Genomic DNA, 14504 nt, shown 5'->3' on the forward strand with positions numbered 1-14504 from the left:
TCACTGGCCGCGGGTGAGGTTCAATCCCTTGAGCAGATTCAGGGCCTGGCCGAGCTGGTAGTCATCGTCCTGCGGGCGCGGCGAGTCGCTGGCGATCTGGGTGGCGGTGGGACGGTCCGGACCGCCGTTGCCGTTGCCCAGGTGGCCAGCAAGATCGGCCTCGCGGAAGCCATCGGCGGCCTGCTCGCGGGTCAGCTTGGCACGCTCGACCTTGATGTCCGGCTCGATGCCCTGGGCCTGGATCGAGCGGCCGTTGGGGGTGTAGTACAGCGCGGTAGTCAGCTTCAGTGCACGATCGTTGTTCAGCGGCAGCACGGTCTGTACCGAGCCCTTGCCGAAGCTGTCGGTGCCCATCACCACCCCGCGCTTGTGATCCTGCAGCGCGCCAGCGACGATCTCCGAGGCCGAGGCGCTGCCGCCGTTGATCAGCACCACCAGCGGTACGCCTTCGCTGGCATCGGCCGGGTCGGCGTTGAAGCGCAGCTCGGAATTGGCGATGCGACCCTCGGTGTAGACGATCAGGCCCTTGGTCAGGAAGTGGTCGGAAATCTCGACAGCCGCCTGCAGCACGCCACCGGGGTTGTTGCGCAGGTCGAGGACCAGGCCGTTTAGCTTCTTGCCGTCGTTGTCCTTCTTCAGCTTCGCCAGCGCCTTGCCCACTTCCTCGCCGGAGTTGACCTGGAACTGAGTGACGCGCAGGTAGCCGTAGCCCGGCTCCAGGATCTGACTGCGGACGCTGCGCACCTTGATGACCGCGCGGGTCAGCTTCACGTCGAACGGCTGGCCGCCTTCGCGCACCAGCGTCAGGCTGATGCTGCTGCCCGGCTTGCCGCGCATCTTGCCGATGGCGTCCATCATCGACAGCCCCTTGGTCGGCTGGCCGTCGATCTTGACGATCAGGTCGCCGGCTTCGATGCCGGCCTTGGACGCCGGGGTATCGTCGATCGGCGAAACGACCTTGATGAAGCCGTCTTCCATGCCGACTTCGATGCCGAGACCACCGAATTCGCCGCTGGTGCTTTCCTGCAGCTCGGCGAACGCTTCGGGCTCGAGATAGGCGGAATGAGGATCGAGATTGCTGAGCATGCCTTTGATGGCATTTTCCAGCAGGGTTTTGTCATCGACTGGTTCGACATAGGCAGCCTTGATGCGGTCCAGTACCTCGGCAAAGGTGCGCAGTTCCTCCAGTGGCAGCGGGGCTTTGGCACTGGCACTTGGCGCCGCGGCCTCCTCCATGGGCTGCTGGGCCCATGCGCCGCCCTGCATCCCCAGCAATACGGCCAGGGCGAGCGTGGATGGGCGGGCGAAACGGCGCAGGTGCAACATGTCGAACTCCAATTATGAGAGGGCGCGCTTGGTGGTGCGGGCGGCTCGGCAGGACCGAACGCCGCTGATCGCTAACCTTGCGCGCGGCACCATTGGGCAGGATCGCTGGGGCGCCCCTGCTGGCGAATGGCGAAATACAGTGCGGCAGTTTCCTGGCCGCCGCTGGTGCCTACCGTGGCAATTGCGTCGCCGGCCTTGACGATATCGCCGGCGTCGCGCAGCAGGCTCTGGTTGTGGCCATACAGGCTCAGATAACCATTGCCATGGTCGAGGATTACCAGCAGTCCAGCGCCGCGCAGCCAGTCGGCGAACACTACGCGTCCGCCATGGACGGCGCGGACCTGAGTACCGACGCTGGCGCCGATCAGTACGCCGTCCCACTTGGTTCGAGCGTCGCCGCCGCGCGGAGTGCCATAGCGGGCGACGAGACGTCCATCCACCGGCCATGGCAGTTTGCCCTTGGCCTTGGCGAACGGGCCGCCGAAGTTGCCGCCGGCACTGGAAACCAACGGGCCGCTCCGCGCAGTGCTGGCGCCGGACCGGGATTGTTGTTGCTCCTGACGCTGGCGCTCGGCAAGCAGTTCGCGTTGCCGGGCTTCCTCGGCTTCGCGAGCCTGGCGGGCCAGGGTTTCCTCGATGGTCTTGAGTACCCGTTCGAACTGGGCCTGCTCCTGACGGCGGGCCTGCAGCTTCTGTTCGCGGCTGGACAGGTCGCTGTTGAGCTTGGCCAGCGTTTGCTGGCGCTCCTTGCGCACCTCGGCGAGTTGCTCGCGCCGCTCCAGCAGGCCGTCCTTCTTTTCTGCCAGAAGGTTCTGCTGCGCTTCGATGTCAGTCTCGATTCCGGCCAGTTGGCGCAGGGTCTCGTTGAAGCTGTCGAGCTGTTCGAGGCGTGCCTTGTTCAGGTAGTCGTAATAGGTGATGGTGCGGCTGAATTTTTCCGGATTCTGCTGGTTGAGCAGCAGCTTGAGGTACTCCTGCCTCCCATTCTGATAGGCGGCGCGGGCCTGCAGCCCGATCAGGCGCTGCTGCTCCAGGCGTGCGCCTTCCAGGGTGGTTTTCTCCTCGTTCAGGCGTTCCAGCTCCGCCTCGCTGCGGTCGATCTCCTGCTGCAGGGTGTCGACCTGCTTTTCCAGCTGACCCATCTCGCTTTCGGTGGTCTTCAGCTGCTTCTGAACGCCGGATTTCTCCTGCTCGATCTGCTTGAGCAGTTTTTGCAGTTCGGCAATGTCCTGGCGAGCGGCTTCGATCTGCTGCCGCGCTGCGGCACGTTCGTCCGCCACGGCGGGGCCGAGCAGGCAGAGGAAGGCGAGGGCGAGAAAGGTACGAGGCATTGGAGGGCGTCAACCGAGCGTTATGACCGACGTAGTATGCCTAAAAAGCAAGCTGGAAGCTTGAAGCCTGTAGCGGGAAACGGCGGCTGGCGCCAGCCGCTTCCCGCCCGGCTCGATCAGCTCAGCTCGACGATCGAGCGACCGGTCATCTCTGGCGGTACCGGCATGCCGAGCAGGGTCAGCATGGTTGGCGCGACATCGGCCAGCACGCCGCCTTCGCGGATCGAGACGTTGCGCTTGCCTATATAGATGAAAGGCACTGGCTCACAGGTATGCGCGGTGTGCGCCTGGCCGGTCATGACGTCTTCCATCTGTTCGACGTTGCCGTGGTCGGCGGTCAGCAGCGCTTCGCCACCGACCTTGTCCAGCGCCTCGACGATCCGCCCGACGCAGCTGTCCAGGCATTCCACCGCCTTGACCGCGGCATCGAACACGCCGGTATGACCGACCATGTCGCCGTTGGCGTAATTGACCACGATAACGTCGTAGCGCTGGTTTTCGATGGCATCGACGATACGATCGGTGACCTCGGGCGCGCTCATCTCGGGTTTCAGGTCGTAGGTGGCGACCTGAGGCGAGGGGATCAGAATGCGCTCTTCGCCGGGGAAGGGCTCTTCGCGGCCGCCGGAGAAGAAGAAGGTGACGTGGGCGTATTTCTCGGTTTCGGCGATGCGTAGCTGGGTCTTGCCGTTGTTGGCCAGGTACTCGCCGAGCACGTTAGTCAGTGCTTCTGGGGCGAAGGCTGCCGGCGCGGGAATGCTCGCGGCGTACTGGGTGAGCATGACGAACTCGGCCAGTTGCGGCACCCGGGCGCGTTCGAATTCATTGAAGCCGGGTTCGACGAAGCAACGGGTCAGCTCGCGGGCGCGGTCGGCACGGAAGTTCATGAACACCACGGCGTCGCCATCCTCGACGCGCACCGGTTCGCCGATGGTGGTCGCCTTGACGAATTCGTCGCTTTCGCCACGCTCGTAGGCGGCGATCAGGCCATCCATGGCGTAGTCGGAGCGGTACTCCGCCTTGCCGTCGACGATCAGCTCGTAGGCCTGCTGCACGCGGTCCCAGCGGTTGTCGCGGTCCATGGCGAAGTAGCGGCCGATCAGGCTGGCGATACGACCCTTGCCCAGGCGGGTGAAGGTGGCCTGAAGCAGTTCGATGGAGTGCTGTGCGCTCTTCGGTGGGGTGTCGCGGCCGTCGAGGAAGGCATGCAGGTAGATCTTCTCGGCGCCGCGCTGGGCCGCCAGCTCGGCCATGGCGACCAGATGATCCTGGTGGCTGTGCACGCCACCGTCGGAAAGCAGGCCGAGGATGTGCACCGCCTTGCCGGCACCGACCGCCTTGTCGACCGCACCGCAGATGGTCGGGTTGGCGAAGAACTCGCCGTCGCGGATCGCCTTGGTCACCCGGGTGAAGTCCTGATACACCACACGCCCGGCACCCAGGTTCATGTGGCCGACCTCTGAGTTGCCCATCTGCCCGTCCGGCAGACCGACATCCATGCCGCTGCCAGAGATCAATCCGTGCGGCTGGCTGGCCAGCAGGCGATCGTAGACCGGCTTGCGGGCGGCGTGGATGGCGTTGAAGTCCGGGCTGTCGCTGTGCCCGAAGCCATCGAGAATGATCAGTACCAGGGGTTTGGGCGTGGCGGTGGGGGCGACGGACATGCTTTCGGGCTCCTTGCACGGGGGCGGAAAAGGGCAGCCAGTCTACTGGCTGGCCGGGGCGAGGTCACGAATCATCAGGGTTCAGCCGGTAGGAGGGGCTGTGTATACTGGCCCGCATTTTATCGTCCGGGTACCCGTTGATGCTCGCTAACCTGATTGAATTTGTCTCTAACCACTATGTACTCAGCAGCCTGTTCGTGGTGCTGTTGATCCTTCTGTTCATCACCGAGACCCGCAAGGGTGGCAAGAGCCTGAGCAATCGCGAACTGACGGCACTGGTCAACAGTGGCGAGGGCGTGGTGTTGGACGTGCGCGTCAAGAAGGAGTTCGACGCCGGTCATATCGTCGATGCATTGAACATTCCCTACGAGAAGCTGGTCAGCCGCACAGGCGAGCTGGAAAAGCACAAGGCCAAGACCATCATCGTGGTCGACGCCATGGGGCAGCACGCCGGAACGGCCTGCCGTGAGCTGCAGAAGGCAGGCTTCACCGCCGCCAAGTTGTCGGGAGGGATTTCCAGCTGGCGCGGCGACAATCTGCCAGTGGTCAAGTAATCATGCCCAACGTCGTCATCTATACCACCGCCTGGTGCCCGTTCTGTATCCGCGCCAAGGCGCTGCTCGATCGCAAGGGTGTCGCCTACGAGGAAATTCCCGTGGATGGCAACCCGTCCCTGCGCGCCGAGATGGCCAGCAAGGCCGGACGCACCTCGGTGCCGCAGATATGGATCGGCGACAAGCACGTCGGCGGCTGCGACGAGCTGCACGCTCTGGAGCGCGCCGGACGTCTCGACCCGTTGCTGCAGGCTTGAGGCCGGCAACGCGGGTCTGCGAATAATTCAAACGACACGCACAACTGGATAGAAGGTTGCAGAAATGACCGAACAAGCTAACAACGGCGGCGCAGCGTCGCAGAACGAACAGGGCGCGCAGTTCTCCCTGCAGCGCATCTACGTCCGCGACCTGTCCTTCGAAGCGCCGAAGAGCCCGGAAATTTTCCGTCAGGAATGGAATCCGAGTGTCGCGCTGGACCTGAACACCAAGCAGAAGGCGCTTGAGGGCGACTTCCATGAAGTCGTGCTGACCCTTTCGGTCACAGTGAAGACCGGCGAAGAAGTTGCGTTCATTGCCGAAGTGCAGCAGGCCGGGATCTTCCTGATCAAGGGTCTGGAAGCGGCTGCGATGAGCCACACCCTTGGCGCGTTCTGCCCGAACATCCTCTTCCCTTACGCCCGTGAGGCGCTGGACAGCCTGGTGACCCGCGGTTCGTTCCCGGCGCTGATGCTGGCTCCGGTGAACTTCGACGCACTCTACGCCCAGGAAATGGCGCGCATGCAGAGCGCCGGCGAAGCCCCCAGCACCGCCCACTGATCCATGCGGATCATGCAGGAAGCGTCTGACGCTTCCTGCATTTCCCTTCTGCGCATTAGCGCACCTGCACCACCAGCTTGCCGACCGCCTTGCGCTGCCCCAGCGTGGCGATAGCCTGGCCAGCCTCTTCCAGCGCAAAACGTTGCGATACTAGCGGCTTGAGCTTGCCTTCTGCATGCCAGGCGAACAGCTGGCGGAAATTCGCGGCGTTGTCCTGCGGTTGACGCTGGGCGAAGGCGCCCCAGAACACGCCGATCAGTGCGGCACCCTTGAGCAGCGGCAGGTTGGCCGGCAACGCCGGAATGTCGCCACCGGCGGCGAAACCCACCACCAGCATGCGGCCGTTCCAGGCGATGCTGCGGAACGCTTCCTCGAACAGCTTACCGCCTACCGGATCGTAGATGACATCCACACCCTGGCCGCCGGTGAGTTCCTTCAGGCGCTCCTTCAGGCTGACTTCGCTGTAGTTGATCAGTTCGTCGGCGCCGGCATTCTTCGCCACCTCCAGCTTTTCGGCGCTGGAGGCGGCGGCGATGACTCGCGCGCCCATGGCCTTGCCGATCTCCACGGCAGCCAGGCCGACGCCTCCGGAGGCACCGAGCACCAGCAAGGTCTCGCTGGGTTGCAGATTGGCGCGCTGCTTGAGCGCATGCATCGAGGTGCCGTAGGTCATGCTGAAGGCGGCGGCGGTGTCGAAGTCCATGCTCGGCGGAATCGGCAGCGCGTTGCTGCCGGCCACGGCAACCTGCTCGGCGAAGCTGCCCCAGCCAGTGAGCGCCATGACCCGGTCGCCGACCTTGAGGTGGCTGACCTTCTCTCCGACTGCGGCAATCACGCCCGCCGCCTCGCCGCCAGGCGAGAACGGGAACGGCGGCTTGAACTGATACTTGCCCTCGATCATCAGCGTGTCAGGGAAATTCACCCCGGCGGCATGCACGTCGAGCAGGATCTCGCTCGGCTTGATCTGAGGGGAGGGGGCATCTTCGACAACCAGGCTTTCGGGCGGGCCGAAGCTTTTGCACAGGACGGCTTTCATCGCTTTTCCTTGTTCGACTGGTCGGACGCTTGCCGCCCGACATGGGATGGCTCGACTGCTCAGGACTTTCCAGTCTAGGAGCGCTGCGTGGCGAGGCAATCAGCATCGTTCACTGTAATGGCGGCGTATAAGTGGCAGGCGGTTGCGCGATAGGCTTGGGTGGGCCGCGGCGACTGGTTATGCTGGCGCAGGAATCCCTTGGAGCAGTACCGCGTGAAATACCTCATCTCGATGTTTTTCTGCCTCGCCCTGGCTGGGCCCGCGCTGGCTGAGGAGTCGGCCGAAGACGCCGCCGCCACGCAGACACTCTATTACGCGCTGACGCCTGCGATGGTTGGCAACTACGGCTCCGGCGAGCGACTGAAGTACTACAAGGCCGATGTTGCGCTGCGTATCTCCAGCAAGGAGGTGGAGGATCGGGTCAAGCATCACGAGCCGCTGATTCGCCATCAGCTGGTGATGCTGTTTTCCCAGCAGACCGACGAGACGCTGAGCGGCCCCGAAGCCAAGGAACAGCTGCGTCAAGAAGCCTTGCGCCAGGTGCGCGAGGTGCTGGAGCAGGAAGAAGGCAAACCGCTGGTGGATGATCTGCTGTTCAACAATCTGATCATCCAGTAGCTCAGCGCATCGCCAGGATCGCCTGCCATTCGTCTTCGCTGACCGGCATCACCGACAGGCGGCTTCCTTTCTTCACCAGTGCCAGTTCGTGCAATGCTGGCTCGGTTTTCAGACGCGCCAATTTCAACGGTGTCGCAAAGGCATCGACGAACTCGACATCGACCGCGCTCCACGGATTTGCATCATCGCGAGCCTTGGCATCGTGATAGGGGCTGGCAGGGTCGAGGGCAGTGGGATCGGGATAGGCGCTACGACTGATCCTGCCGATGCCGGCGATTCCTGGCTCGGAGCAACTGGAGTGATAGAAGAAGAACTGATCGCCTTCCTGCATCTGGCGCATGAAGTTTCTCGCCTGGTAGTTGCGTACACCATCCCAGCGTCCGTGCCCCATTTTTTTCAGGTCCCGGATGGAAAATTCGTCGGGTTCGGACTTCATTAGCCAGTAAGGCATGAACCTTGCTCTCCTATCAGGCGGTTCGATCAGACCATGATGGCAAAATCTCCGACAATCGGCTGCAATACCTGTTTGCGCGGTGCCGACGCTTAACGGAAAATGCCGCAGCTGTAAGGTGGCCTATCGAGTCCTAGAACGAAAACATATCGACTCGACGCAAGCATTTCGCCTGGTAGGGGGAGGCGAACACAAATGAAACGTAAGCCCGATATTCTGTGGATTTTGGTCTTTATCTTTGGTCTCGGCGTAGTCACCACGGGCTATACGCAGAGTCTGTGGGATCAGCACGATGGCGCGGCCGGCATGGCCCCGGTCATTCAGGTGCAGCAGGCTCAGCAGCGATGACCTCGTGCCGCATGGACGCGGCGTTCCATCACCCGGCGTACCAGCCCTGGTCCGTCACCGTAGCCTGAAGCGCTACATCCCAGCTCTCCAGCGGCAGTCGATCGACGCGCTGACATTCATGAGCCAGTCCCAACAATGTCGGTTTGTGACTTTTTTTGCGCATGGCGCGATACGCCAGGCTGCGATCATAGAAGCCGCCGCCCATGCCAAGCCGTCCGCCCTTTCCGTCGAAGCCCACCAGTGGCATGAGCAGCAGGTCCAGCGCCCAGACGCGGCGTTGCCGAGCGGTCCGGATCACGGGTTCCAGAATGCCGAAGCGGTTGCGGCGCAGCTGTTCGCCGGGCTCGATGCGCTGGAACACCATGCGCGTACGTGGCCAGGGGTTGAGTACCGGAAGATAGGTTGCCTTGCCGCGGCGCTGAGCCGCTTGCAGCAATAGGCGCGGATCGATTTCGCCATCATTGGGTAGGTACAGGGCGATATGCCGGGCGCGCCGAAACCGGGGATGCTGAGCCAGCTGCCGATAGAGACGGCGAGCGGCCAGGCGCTGCTGGGCGGGTGTCAGTTGGCGTCGAGCGTGGCGCAGCTTGCGGCGTAGCGCCGGGCGCGAAAGGCCTTCGGCTACGATCATCAGAAGTGGCTCCCCAGCATGCCGCTGCCAGCGTAGGCCCTTGAACCCGAGAGTTCAAGGTGGCGACTACAGAGTACCTTAAGGCTTTCCGTCAGGCGGACATGCACACCGGCACCACGTGTAGCCTCCATGGTGTTGCTTATCGGGAGAGGGTCATCGCCGACTGGCGAACATGCCAGGGAGTTGGGCGGAGTATAACGCAAACCGGCTGCCGTTGATCAGTTGCCGGAAGGGTTCGGGTCGGTGGCCAGTGCGCTGTCGACGCGCTCCAGCAGCATGCGTACGTGCTCGCGCGCGCTGTTGGCTTCGGCATCCAGGCGATCATGCTTGTGCAACAATTCGTGGGTGATGTTCAGCGCGGCCATCACCGCGACGCGGTCGGCGCCGATGACTTTGCCGCTGCTGCGGATCTCGCGCATCTTGCGATCCAGATAGCGGGCCGCGCCTTCCAGATTGCTGCGTTCCTCTGGCGGACAGGCAATGCAATATTCCTTGTCCATGATGTGCACGGTGACGGTGTTCGGCTGGGTCATGAGTCCTGCTCCAGGGCTTTCAGGCGCGAAATCATTGATTCGACCTTCAAGCGGGCCATTTCGTTCTTTTCGATCAGATGAGCGCGCTCTTCACGCCAGTTCCGCTCGTTGGCCAGTAGCAGGTGGTTCTGCGCCTTGAGCTGTTCGATGCGCTGAATCAGCTGCTCCAGCTTGGTGGTCAGCGCTTTCAGATCGGCGTCTTCCATGGGATTCCTGTTGGGGCACTGAGTGAAGACGGAGGCGATGCCCGGGGGCTTCGATGGTCTTGCCGCGGCCGCCGGTGCTAGGATACGAAGCCTTCATTCTAGTCATTGCGCCATCGTGCGCCTAGCCGCCATGTCCATTCAGAATTCCCCATATGCCGCTTTCGCCACACTTCTGGCTGGCGCACCGCAAACTGTTTCTCCTGCCGAATTGCATGGCCTGTTGCTCGGGCGCAGCTGCGCCGGTGCCGGCTTCGATGTCGAACCCTGGCTGACCGATGCCTCTGACCTGCTTGGCGAAGCGCCGCAGGACAATATCCGTCAGGCCTTGATCGGCCTGCAGGAGATGGTCAAGGGTGAGCTCGCCGGCGACGACATTGCCGTCGTTCTGCTGCTGCCCAGCGATGACGCGCCGCTGGCCGAGCGCGCTGTCGCGCTGGGCCAGTGGTGCCAGGGCTTTCTCGCCGGCTTCGGTCTGACCGCTGGCGACCGCGCGCTGAGCGCCGAGGCCATGGAAGTACTGCAGGATCTCTCGGCCATCGCGCAGATTCAGGACTCGCTGGAAGAGTCCGAAGACGGCGAGACCGATTACATGGAAGTGATGGAGTACTTGCGCGTGGCGCCGTTGCTGCTGTTCACCGAGTGCGCCAAGCCGGTACCTGCTGCTCCGAAACCTTCCCTGCATTGAGGAAATCGTTCCGCTCATGACTCGCATCCCGAAATCGGAATACGCCCGTCGGCGCAAGGCGCTGATGGAGCAGATGGAACCCAACAGCATCGCCATCCTGCCGGCGGCGCCGATGTATATCCGCAACCGCGATGTCGAGCATGTCTACCGCCAGGACAGCGACTTTCAGTATCTGTCCGGCTTCCCCGAACCGGAGGCGGTGATCGCGCTGATTCCCGGGCGTGAGCATGGCGAATACGTGCTGTTCTGCCGCGAACGCGACCCCGAACGCGAGCTGTGGGATGGCCTGCGTGCCGGGCAGGACGGCGCGATAAGTGAATACGGTGCCGACGATGCCTTTCCCATCGGCGACATCGACGACATCCTCCCCGGGCTGATCGAAGGCCGCGACCGTGTCTACTACGCCATCGGCACCAACGAAGCCTTCGATCATCGGCTGATGGAGTGGATCAAGACCATTCGCGCCAAGGCGCGCCAGGGCGCGCAGCCGCCCAGCGAGTTCGTCGCGCTCGATCACTTGCTGCACGACATGCGTCTGTACAAGTCGAGTAACGAAGTGAAGGTGATGAAGCATGCCGCGGAGATTTCCGCCCGTGCACATATCCGTGCCATGCAGGCCAGCCGCGCGGGCCTGTTCGAGTACCACCTGGAAGCCGAGCTGGACTACGAGTTCCGCAAGGGCGGGGCGAAGATGCCCGCTTACGGCAGCATCGTCGCCGCGGGTCGCAATGCCTGCATCCTGCATTACCGCGAGAACGATGCGCCGCTGAAGGATGGCGACCTGGTGCTGATCGATGCCGGTTGCGAAATCGACTGCTATGCCAGCGACATTACCCGCACCTTTCCGGTCAACGGCCGCTTCTCGCCCGAGCAGAAGGCCATTTACGAACTGGTGCTCAAGGCCAACGAAGAGGCTTTCAAGCACATCGCACCCGGCAAGCACTGGAACGAGGCCCACGAGGCCACCGTACGGGTGATCACCGCCGGGCTGGTCGAGCTGGGCCTGCTGCAGGGCCAGCTCGACGAACTGATCCTAAGCGAGGCCTACAAACCCTTCTACATGCACCGCGCCGGGCACTGGCTGGGCATGGACGTGCATGACGTCGGCGACTACAAGATCGGCGGCGAGTGGCGCGTGCTCGAGCCGGGCATGTCGATGACCGTCGAGCCGGGCATCTATATCGCCGTGGGCAATCAGAACGTCGCCAAGAAGTGGCGCGGCATCGGCGTGCGCATCGAGGATGACGTGGTGGTGACACGGACCGGCTGCGAAATCCTCACCGGTGGCGTGCCGAAGAGCGTCGCCGAGATCGAGGCGCTGATGGCCGCCGCTCGTGAGCAGGTCGCCTGACATGCAGAGCCTGGCGATCATCGGTGGCGGACTGGTCGGCGCCAGTCTCGCGCTGGCCTTGCAGGATGGTGCCCGGGCGCGCGGCTGGCGCATCCATCTGATCGAGCCGTTCGAGCCCGGCCACGAGTACCAGCCGAGCTATGACGCGCGCTCCACGGCGCTGTCCTACGGCACTCGGCTGATCTATCAGCGCCTGGGCCTATGGGAATACATCGCCGAGCGCGCCGAGCCGATTCTGCGCATTCATGTATCCGAGCGTGGCAGTTTCGGGGCGGCACGCCTCGATTGCACACGCGAAGGCGTCGAGGCGCTGGGTTACGTGGTCGAGAACGCCTGGATCGGGCATTGCCTGTGGCAGGCGCTGGATGATCAGGTGGTGATCCGTCACTGTCCGGCCGAGGTCGAGCGACTGGAGCCCGGCGCCACCGGTTACCGGTTGAGTTTTACCGATGGTCAGCAGCTGGAGTGCGACCTCACCGTGCTCGCAGATGGTGGCCGCTCCGGGCTGCGCGAGCAGCTTGGCATCCAGGTGTCGCGCCGGCCGTACGGCCAGACCGCGCTCATCGCCAACATCACGCCAGGCAAACCGCACGGCGGTCTGGCGTTCGAGCGCTTCACCGAAGACGGCCCGATGGCGCTGCTGCCGCTGCAGGATGATCGTTGTGCGCTGGTATGGACGCGCTCCCAGGCCGATGCCGCGCGCCTGGCGCAGGCGCACGAGGCGGTTTTCCTCGGCGAACTGCAGGAGGCCTTCGGTTATCGCCTGGGCGCGTTGCAGCAGGTCGGTGCCCGGCATCTGTATCCGCTGACGCTGATCGAGGCCGAAGAGCAGGTACGTTCGGGTCTGGTGGTGCTCGGCAACGCGGCGCACAGCCTGCACCCGATCGCCGGGCAGGGCTACAACCTGTCGCTGCGTGATGTGGAGGCGCTGAGCGTCGCTTTGCTGCGCAGCGACGCCGCGTTGGGCGACCTGGCGGTGCTGCAGGAGTATGCCCGCAGGCAGCGCTTCGATCAGCGCGTGACGGTCGGTTTCTCCGATCAGGTCACCCGGCTGTTCGGTGATTCCGGTCGGCTGGTCGCGGCCGGACGCAATCTCGGTCTGCTCGGGCTGGACCTCATGCCCGCCGCCAAGCGTTGGTTTGCGCGCCAGGCGATGGGCCTGGGCACTCGCGCTGGCTGAAAAGCGGCAACCAAAAGGACTCGGCATGAGCGGCTCCCGTTTGGCGCGCAAGGCGCGGTTTCTGCGCTGGGCCATGAATTTCTACCCGCCATACATCGGAGCCGGTGTTCGGGTGCGGCACATCAGCGCGGATATGCGCCTGGTTCAGGTCAAGATGGTGCTGCGCTGGTACAACCGCAATTATGTCGGTACGCAGTTCGGCGGCTCGCTGTATTCGATGGTCGACCCGTTCTTCGTGCTGATGCTGATGGAGAATCTCGGGCGCGACTACATCGTCTGGGACAAGGCGGCCAACATAGAATTCGTCAGCCCCGGGCGCGGCGCGGTCTACGCCGAATTCGCCATCAGCGACAGGCTGCTGGATGAGATCCGCGCGCACACGGCCGACGGCAGCAAGTACCTGCCCAGAATGCATGTCGAAGTGCGCGACGGCGAGGGCACGCTGGTGGCACGGGTGCAGAAGACCCTCTACATACGACTCAAGCCGCGGGCGCGGCAGCCAGGAGAGAAGTGATGCAAGCGGATCTGATCATCGTGGGTGCCGGCATGGTCGGCAGTACCCTGGCACTCGCCCTCGAAGGTTGCGGGCTGAAGATCGTCGTGCTCGATGCGAGCCCGCTCGAGGTCGTCGACTTCGACCCGCAGGGCGGCTTCGAACCGCGGGTCAGTGCGCTGTCCGCAGCCAGCCAGCGCATCCTGCAGCGGGTCGGTGCCTGGCCGGGCATCGCCGCGCGCCGCGCGAGCCCCTACACCGACATGCACGTATGGGACGGCTCGGGCACCGGGCAGATTCATTTTTCCGCCGAGACCGTACATGCCGAAGTGCTCGGACATATCGTCGAAAACCGTGTGGTGCAGGATGCGCTGCTGGAGGCGATGCAGCGCCGCGGCGGACTGCAGCTGATCGGCGACGCGCGCGTCGAGCAGCTGGCGCGCACCCCTGACGGTTGGCAGCTGACGCTGGTCGACGGCCGCGAGTTGCGTACGCCCCTGCTGATTGCGGCGGATGGCGCCAACTCGGCGATACGTCGCCTGGCTGGTTGCGAAACCCGCGAATGGGATTATCTGCATCAGGCCATCGTCACCAGCGTGCGTTGCAGCGAGCCGCACCAGCGTACGGCCTGGCAACGCTTCACCGATGACGGCCCCCTGGCATTTCTGCCGCTCGAGCGCGATGGCGACCGGCGCTGGTGCTCGATTGTCTGGTCGGTTACTGAAGCCGAAGCCAGGCGGCTCATGGCGCTGGATGACGCGGCATTCCGAACGGCGCTTGGTCGAGCCTTCGAGGAGCGCCTGGGCGAAATGCTCGAGGTCGATCCGCGGCTGTGCATCCCGCTGCGCCAACGCCATGCCAAACGCTATGTGCAGCCGGGCCTGGCGTTGATCGGCGATGCCGCACACACCATTCATCCGTTGGCGGGGCAGGGCGTGAATCTTGGCCTGCTGGATGCTGCCGTGCTTGCGGAAGTGCTCAAGGCGGCGATTGCCCGCGGTGAGCGGGTGGCCGATGTGCAGGTGCTGAGCCGCTTCGAGCGTCGGCGCATGCCGCACAACTTGGCGATGATGGCAGCCATGGAAGGCTTCGAACGGCTGTTCCAGGCTGATCCACTGCCGCTGCGCTGGCTGCGCAATACCGGTCTCAAGGCCGTACAGGCGCTACCGGAGGCGAAGGCGCTGTTCGTACGTCAGGCGCTCGGATTGAGCGGCGATCTGCCGGAACTCGCCAAGCCCTGATGTGAGATTGATATTTACAAAGCATTACCTGCACGATTTG

General features: G+C 63.7%; 18 protein-coding genes and 1 other RNA gene. 10 read left to right on the top strand and 9 right to left on the bottom strand.

From position 1 onward, the window contains the following. The 3 genes from IEG05_RS03905 to gpmI form a co-directional block, all read right to left on the bottom strand. Window positions 1–1326: a S41 family peptidase gene (locus tag IEG05_RS03905; protein ID WP_014818638.1), complete on the bottom strand. Its 1326-nt coding sequence runs from the start codon at window positions 1324–1326 to the stop codon at window positions 1–3. A 71-nt stretch (window positions 1327–1397) separates the two neighbouring features. Further along, on the bottom strand, window positions 1398–2657 hold the full coding sequence (locus IEG05_RS03910; protein ID WP_046617447.1) for a murein hydrolase activator EnvC family protein: 1260 nt from the start codon (window positions 2655–2657) through the stop codon (window positions 1398–1400). A gap of 116 nt (window positions 2658–2773) precedes the next feature. Next, the gene (gpmI, locus tag IEG05_RS03915) at window positions 2774–4321 is read right to left on the bottom strand and encodes a 2,3-bisphosphoglycerate-independent phosphoglycerate mutase (protein WP_046617448.1); all 1548 of its coding nucleotides are present in this window, start codon (window positions 4319–4321) and stop codon (window positions 2774–2776) included. A gap of 140 nt (window positions 4322–4461) precedes the next feature. Between gpmI and IEG05_RS03920 the strand changes: the two genes are divergently transcribed. The 3 genes from IEG05_RS03920 (at window position 4462) to secB (ending at window position 5691) form a co-directional block, all read left to right on the top strand. Beyond that, window positions 4462–4875: a rhodanese-like domain-containing protein gene (locus IEG05_RS03920; protein WP_014818641.1), complete on the top strand. Its 414-nt coding sequence runs from the start codon at window positions 4462–4464 to the stop codon at window positions 4873–4875. Window positions 4876–4877: 2 nt separating this feature from the next. Next, entirely contained in the window at window positions 4878–5132 is a 255-nt protein-coding gene (gene grxC, locus IEG05_RS03925; RefSeq protein ID WP_046617449.1) for a glutaredoxin 3, read from the top strand. Window positions 5133–5196: 64 nt separating this feature from the next. Continuing rightward, window positions 5197–5691, top strand: a complete 495-nt coding sequence (secB, locus tag IEG05_RS03930; protein ID WP_014818643.1) for a protein-export chaperone SecB — start codon at window positions 5197–5199, stop codon at window positions 5689–5691. Between the two features lie 55 nt (window positions 5692–5746). Here secB and IEG05_RS03935 read toward each other — a convergent pair whose 3' ends face one another. Further along, entirely contained in the window at window positions 5747–6727 is a 981-nt protein-coding gene (locus tag IEG05_RS03935; protein ID WP_046617450.1) for an NADPH:quinone oxidoreductase family protein, read from the bottom strand. A gap of 231 nt (window positions 6728–6958) precedes the next feature. Here IEG05_RS03935 and IEG05_RS03940 point away from each other — a divergent pair, with 231 nt between their 5' ends. Further along, the gene (locus IEG05_RS03940) at window positions 6959–7345 is read left to right on the top strand and encodes a flagellar basal body-associated FliL family protein (protein ID WP_235399866.1); all 387 of its coding nucleotides are present in this window, start codon (window positions 6959–6961) and stop codon (window positions 7343–7345) included. A 1-nt stretch (window position 7346) separates the two neighbouring features. Here the strand turns inward: IEG05_RS03940 and IEG05_RS03945 are convergent, their stop codons facing one another. Next, entirely contained in the window at window positions 7347–7796 is a 450-nt protein-coding gene (locus IEG05_RS03945) for an EVE domain-containing protein (protein ID WP_046617451.1), read from the bottom strand. A 195-nt stretch (window positions 7797–7991) separates the two neighbouring features. On the opposite strand from IEG05_RS03945, the gene IEG05_RS03950 reads away from it, so the two are divergent. Further along, complete coding sequence (locus IEG05_RS03950) at window positions 7992–8144, top strand: hypothetical protein (RefSeq protein WP_014818647.1); 153 nt, start codon at window positions 7992–7994, stop codon at window positions 8142–8144. 28 nt (window positions 8145–8172) lie between these two features. Here the strand turns inward: IEG05_RS03950 and IEG05_RS03955 are convergent, their stop codons facing one another. From IEG05_RS03955 to IEG05_RS03970, 4 genes are all read right to left on the bottom strand, one after another. Further along, window positions 8173–8775 carry a 5-formyltetrahydrofolate cyclo-ligase gene (locus IEG05_RS03955; RefSeq protein ID WP_023444013.1) on the bottom strand — a complete coding sequence of 201 codons (603 nt, stop codon included), beginning with the start codon at window positions 8773–8775 and terminating at the stop codon, window positions 8173–8175. A gap of 6 nt (window positions 8776–8781) precedes the next feature. Continuing rightward, window positions 8782–8960: non-coding RNA, 6S RNA (gene ssrS, locus IEG05_RS03960), on the bottom strand. Between the two features lie 33 nt (window positions 8961–8993). Next, the gene (locus IEG05_RS03965; protein ID WP_003303305.1) at window positions 8994–9308 is read right to left on the bottom strand and encodes a cell division protein ZapA; all 315 of its coding nucleotides are present in this window, start codon (window positions 9306–9308) and stop codon (window positions 8994–8996) included. Beyond that, the gene (locus tag IEG05_RS03970; RefSeq protein WP_003303302.1) at window positions 9305–9514 is read right to left on the bottom strand and encodes a TIGR02449 family protein; all 210 of its coding nucleotides are present in this window, start codon (window positions 9512–9514) and stop codon (window positions 9305–9307) included. Before IEG05_RS03970 ends, IEG05_RS03965 begins: the two co-directional genes overlap by 4 nt. A gap of 130 nt (window positions 9515–9644) precedes the next feature. Here IEG05_RS03970 and IEG05_RS03975 point away from each other — a divergent pair, with 130 nt between their 5' ends. From IEG05_RS03975 to IEG05_RS03995, 5 genes are read left to right on the top strand one after another with little or no spacing between them, the layout of a single operon-like run. Continuing rightward, on the top strand, window positions 9645–10199 hold the full coding sequence (locus IEG05_RS03975; RefSeq protein WP_014818649.1) for a YecA/YgfB family protein: 555 nt from the start codon (window positions 9645–9647) through the stop codon (window positions 10197–10199). Between the two features lie 16 nt (window positions 10200–10215). Further along, on the top strand, window positions 10216–11550 hold the full coding sequence (pepP, locus tag IEG05_RS03980; RefSeq protein ID WP_191121672.1) for a Xaa-Pro aminopeptidase: 1335 nt from the start codon (window positions 10216–10218) through the stop codon (window positions 11548–11550). A gap of 1 nt (window position 11551) precedes the next feature. Further along, entirely contained in the window at window positions 11552–12730 is a 1179-nt protein-coding gene (ubiH, locus tag IEG05_RS03985) for a 2-octaprenyl-6-methoxyphenyl hydroxylase (RefSeq protein ID WP_046617453.1), read from the top strand. Window positions 12731–12755: 25 nt separating this feature from the next. Further along, window positions 12756–13244 carry a DUF4442 domain-containing protein gene (locus IEG05_RS03990; protein WP_014818652.1) on the top strand — a complete coding sequence of 163 codons (489 nt, stop codon included), beginning with the start codon at window positions 12756–12758 and terminating at the stop codon, window positions 13242–13244. Beyond that, complete coding sequence (locus IEG05_RS03995; protein ID WP_046617454.1) at window positions 13244–14464, top strand: 2-octaprenyl-3-methyl-6-methoxy-1,4-benzoquinol hydroxylase; 1221 nt, start codon at window positions 13244–13246, stop codon at window positions 14462–14464. The genes IEG05_RS03990 and IEG05_RS03995 overlap by 1 nt, the downstream gene beginning before the upstream one ends. The last annotated feature ends 40 nt before the right edge of the window (window positions 14465–14504 follow it).

The organism is Stutzerimonas kunmingensis (assembly GCF_014764705.1).
GTDB lineage: Bacteria > Pseudomonadota > Gammaproteobacteria > Pseudomonadales > Pseudomonadaceae > Stutzerimonas.

Excerpts from the sequence above, each read along its gene's own strand:
- ubiH (WP_046617453.1), top strand. The coding sequence starts at position 11,552 with ATGCAGAGCCTGGCGATCATCGGTGGCGGACTGGTCGGCGCCAGTCTC.
- IEG05_RS03965 (WP_003303305.1), bottom strand. The coding sequence starts at position 9,308 with ATGACCCAGCCGAACACCGTCACCGTGCACATCATGGACAAGGAATAT.
- IEG05_RS03995 (WP_046617454.1), top strand. The coding sequence starts at position 13,244 with ATGCAAGCGGATCTGATCATCGTGGGTGCCGGCATGGTCGGCAGTACC.
- gpmI (WP_046617448.1), bottom strand. The coding sequence starts at position 4,321 with ATGTCCGTCGCCCCCACCGCCACGCCCAAACCCCTGGTACTGATCATT.
- pepP (WP_191121672.1), top strand. The coding sequence starts at position 10,216 with ATGACTCGCATCCCGAAATCGGAATACGCCCGTCGGCGCAAGGCGCTG.
- IEG05_RS03910 (WP_046617447.1), bottom strand. The coding sequence starts at position 2,657 with ATGCCTCGTACCTTTCTCGCCCTCGCCTTCCTCTGCCTGCTCGGCCCC.
- IEG05_RS03940 (WP_235399866.1), top strand. The coding sequence starts at position 6,959 with ATGTTTTTCTGCCTCGCCCTGGCTGGGCCCGCGCTGGCTGAGGAGTCG.
- IEG05_RS03975 (WP_014818649.1), top strand. The coding sequence starts at position 9,645 with ATGTCCATTCAGAATTCCCCATATGCCGCTTTCGCCACACTTCTGGCT.
- secB (WP_014818643.1), top strand. The coding sequence starts at position 5,197 with ATGACCGAACAAGCTAACAACGGCGGCGCAGCGTCGCAGAACGAACAG.
- IEG05_RS03990 (WP_014818652.1), top strand. The coding sequence starts at position 12,756 with ATGAGCGGCTCCCGTTTGGCGCGCAAGGCGCGGTTTCTGCGCTGGGCC.
- IEG05_RS03955 (WP_023444013.1), bottom strand. The coding sequence starts at position 8,775 with ATGATCGTAGCCGAAGGCCTTTCGCGCCCGGCGCTACGCCGCAAGCTG.
- IEG05_RS03905 (WP_014818638.1), bottom strand. The coding sequence starts at position 1,326 with ATGTTGCACCTGCGCCGTTTCGCCCGCCCATCCACGCTCGCCCTGGCC.
- IEG05_RS03920 (WP_014818641.1), top strand. The coding sequence starts at position 4,462 with ATGCTCGCTAACCTGATTGAATTTGTCTCTAACCACTATGTACTCAGC.
- IEG05_RS03945 (WP_046617451.1), bottom strand. The coding sequence starts at position 7,796 with ATGCCTTACTGGCTAATGAAGTCCGAACCCGACGAATTTTCCATCCGG.
- IEG05_RS03935 (WP_046617450.1), bottom strand. The coding sequence starts at position 6,727 with ATGAAAGCCGTCCTGTGCAAAAGCTTCGGCCCGCCCGAAAGCCTGGTT.
- IEG05_RS03950 (WP_014818647.1), top strand. The coding sequence starts at position 7,992 with ATGAAACGTAAGCCCGATATTCTGTGGATTTTGGTCTTTATCTTTGGT.
- IEG05_RS03970 (WP_003303302.1), bottom strand. The coding sequence starts at position 9,514 with ATGGAAGACGCCGATCTGAAAGCGCTGACCACCAAGCTGGAGCAGCTG.
- grxC (WP_046617449.1), top strand. The coding sequence starts at position 4,878 with ATGCCCAACGTCGTCATCTATACCACCGCCTGGTGCCCGTTCTGTATC.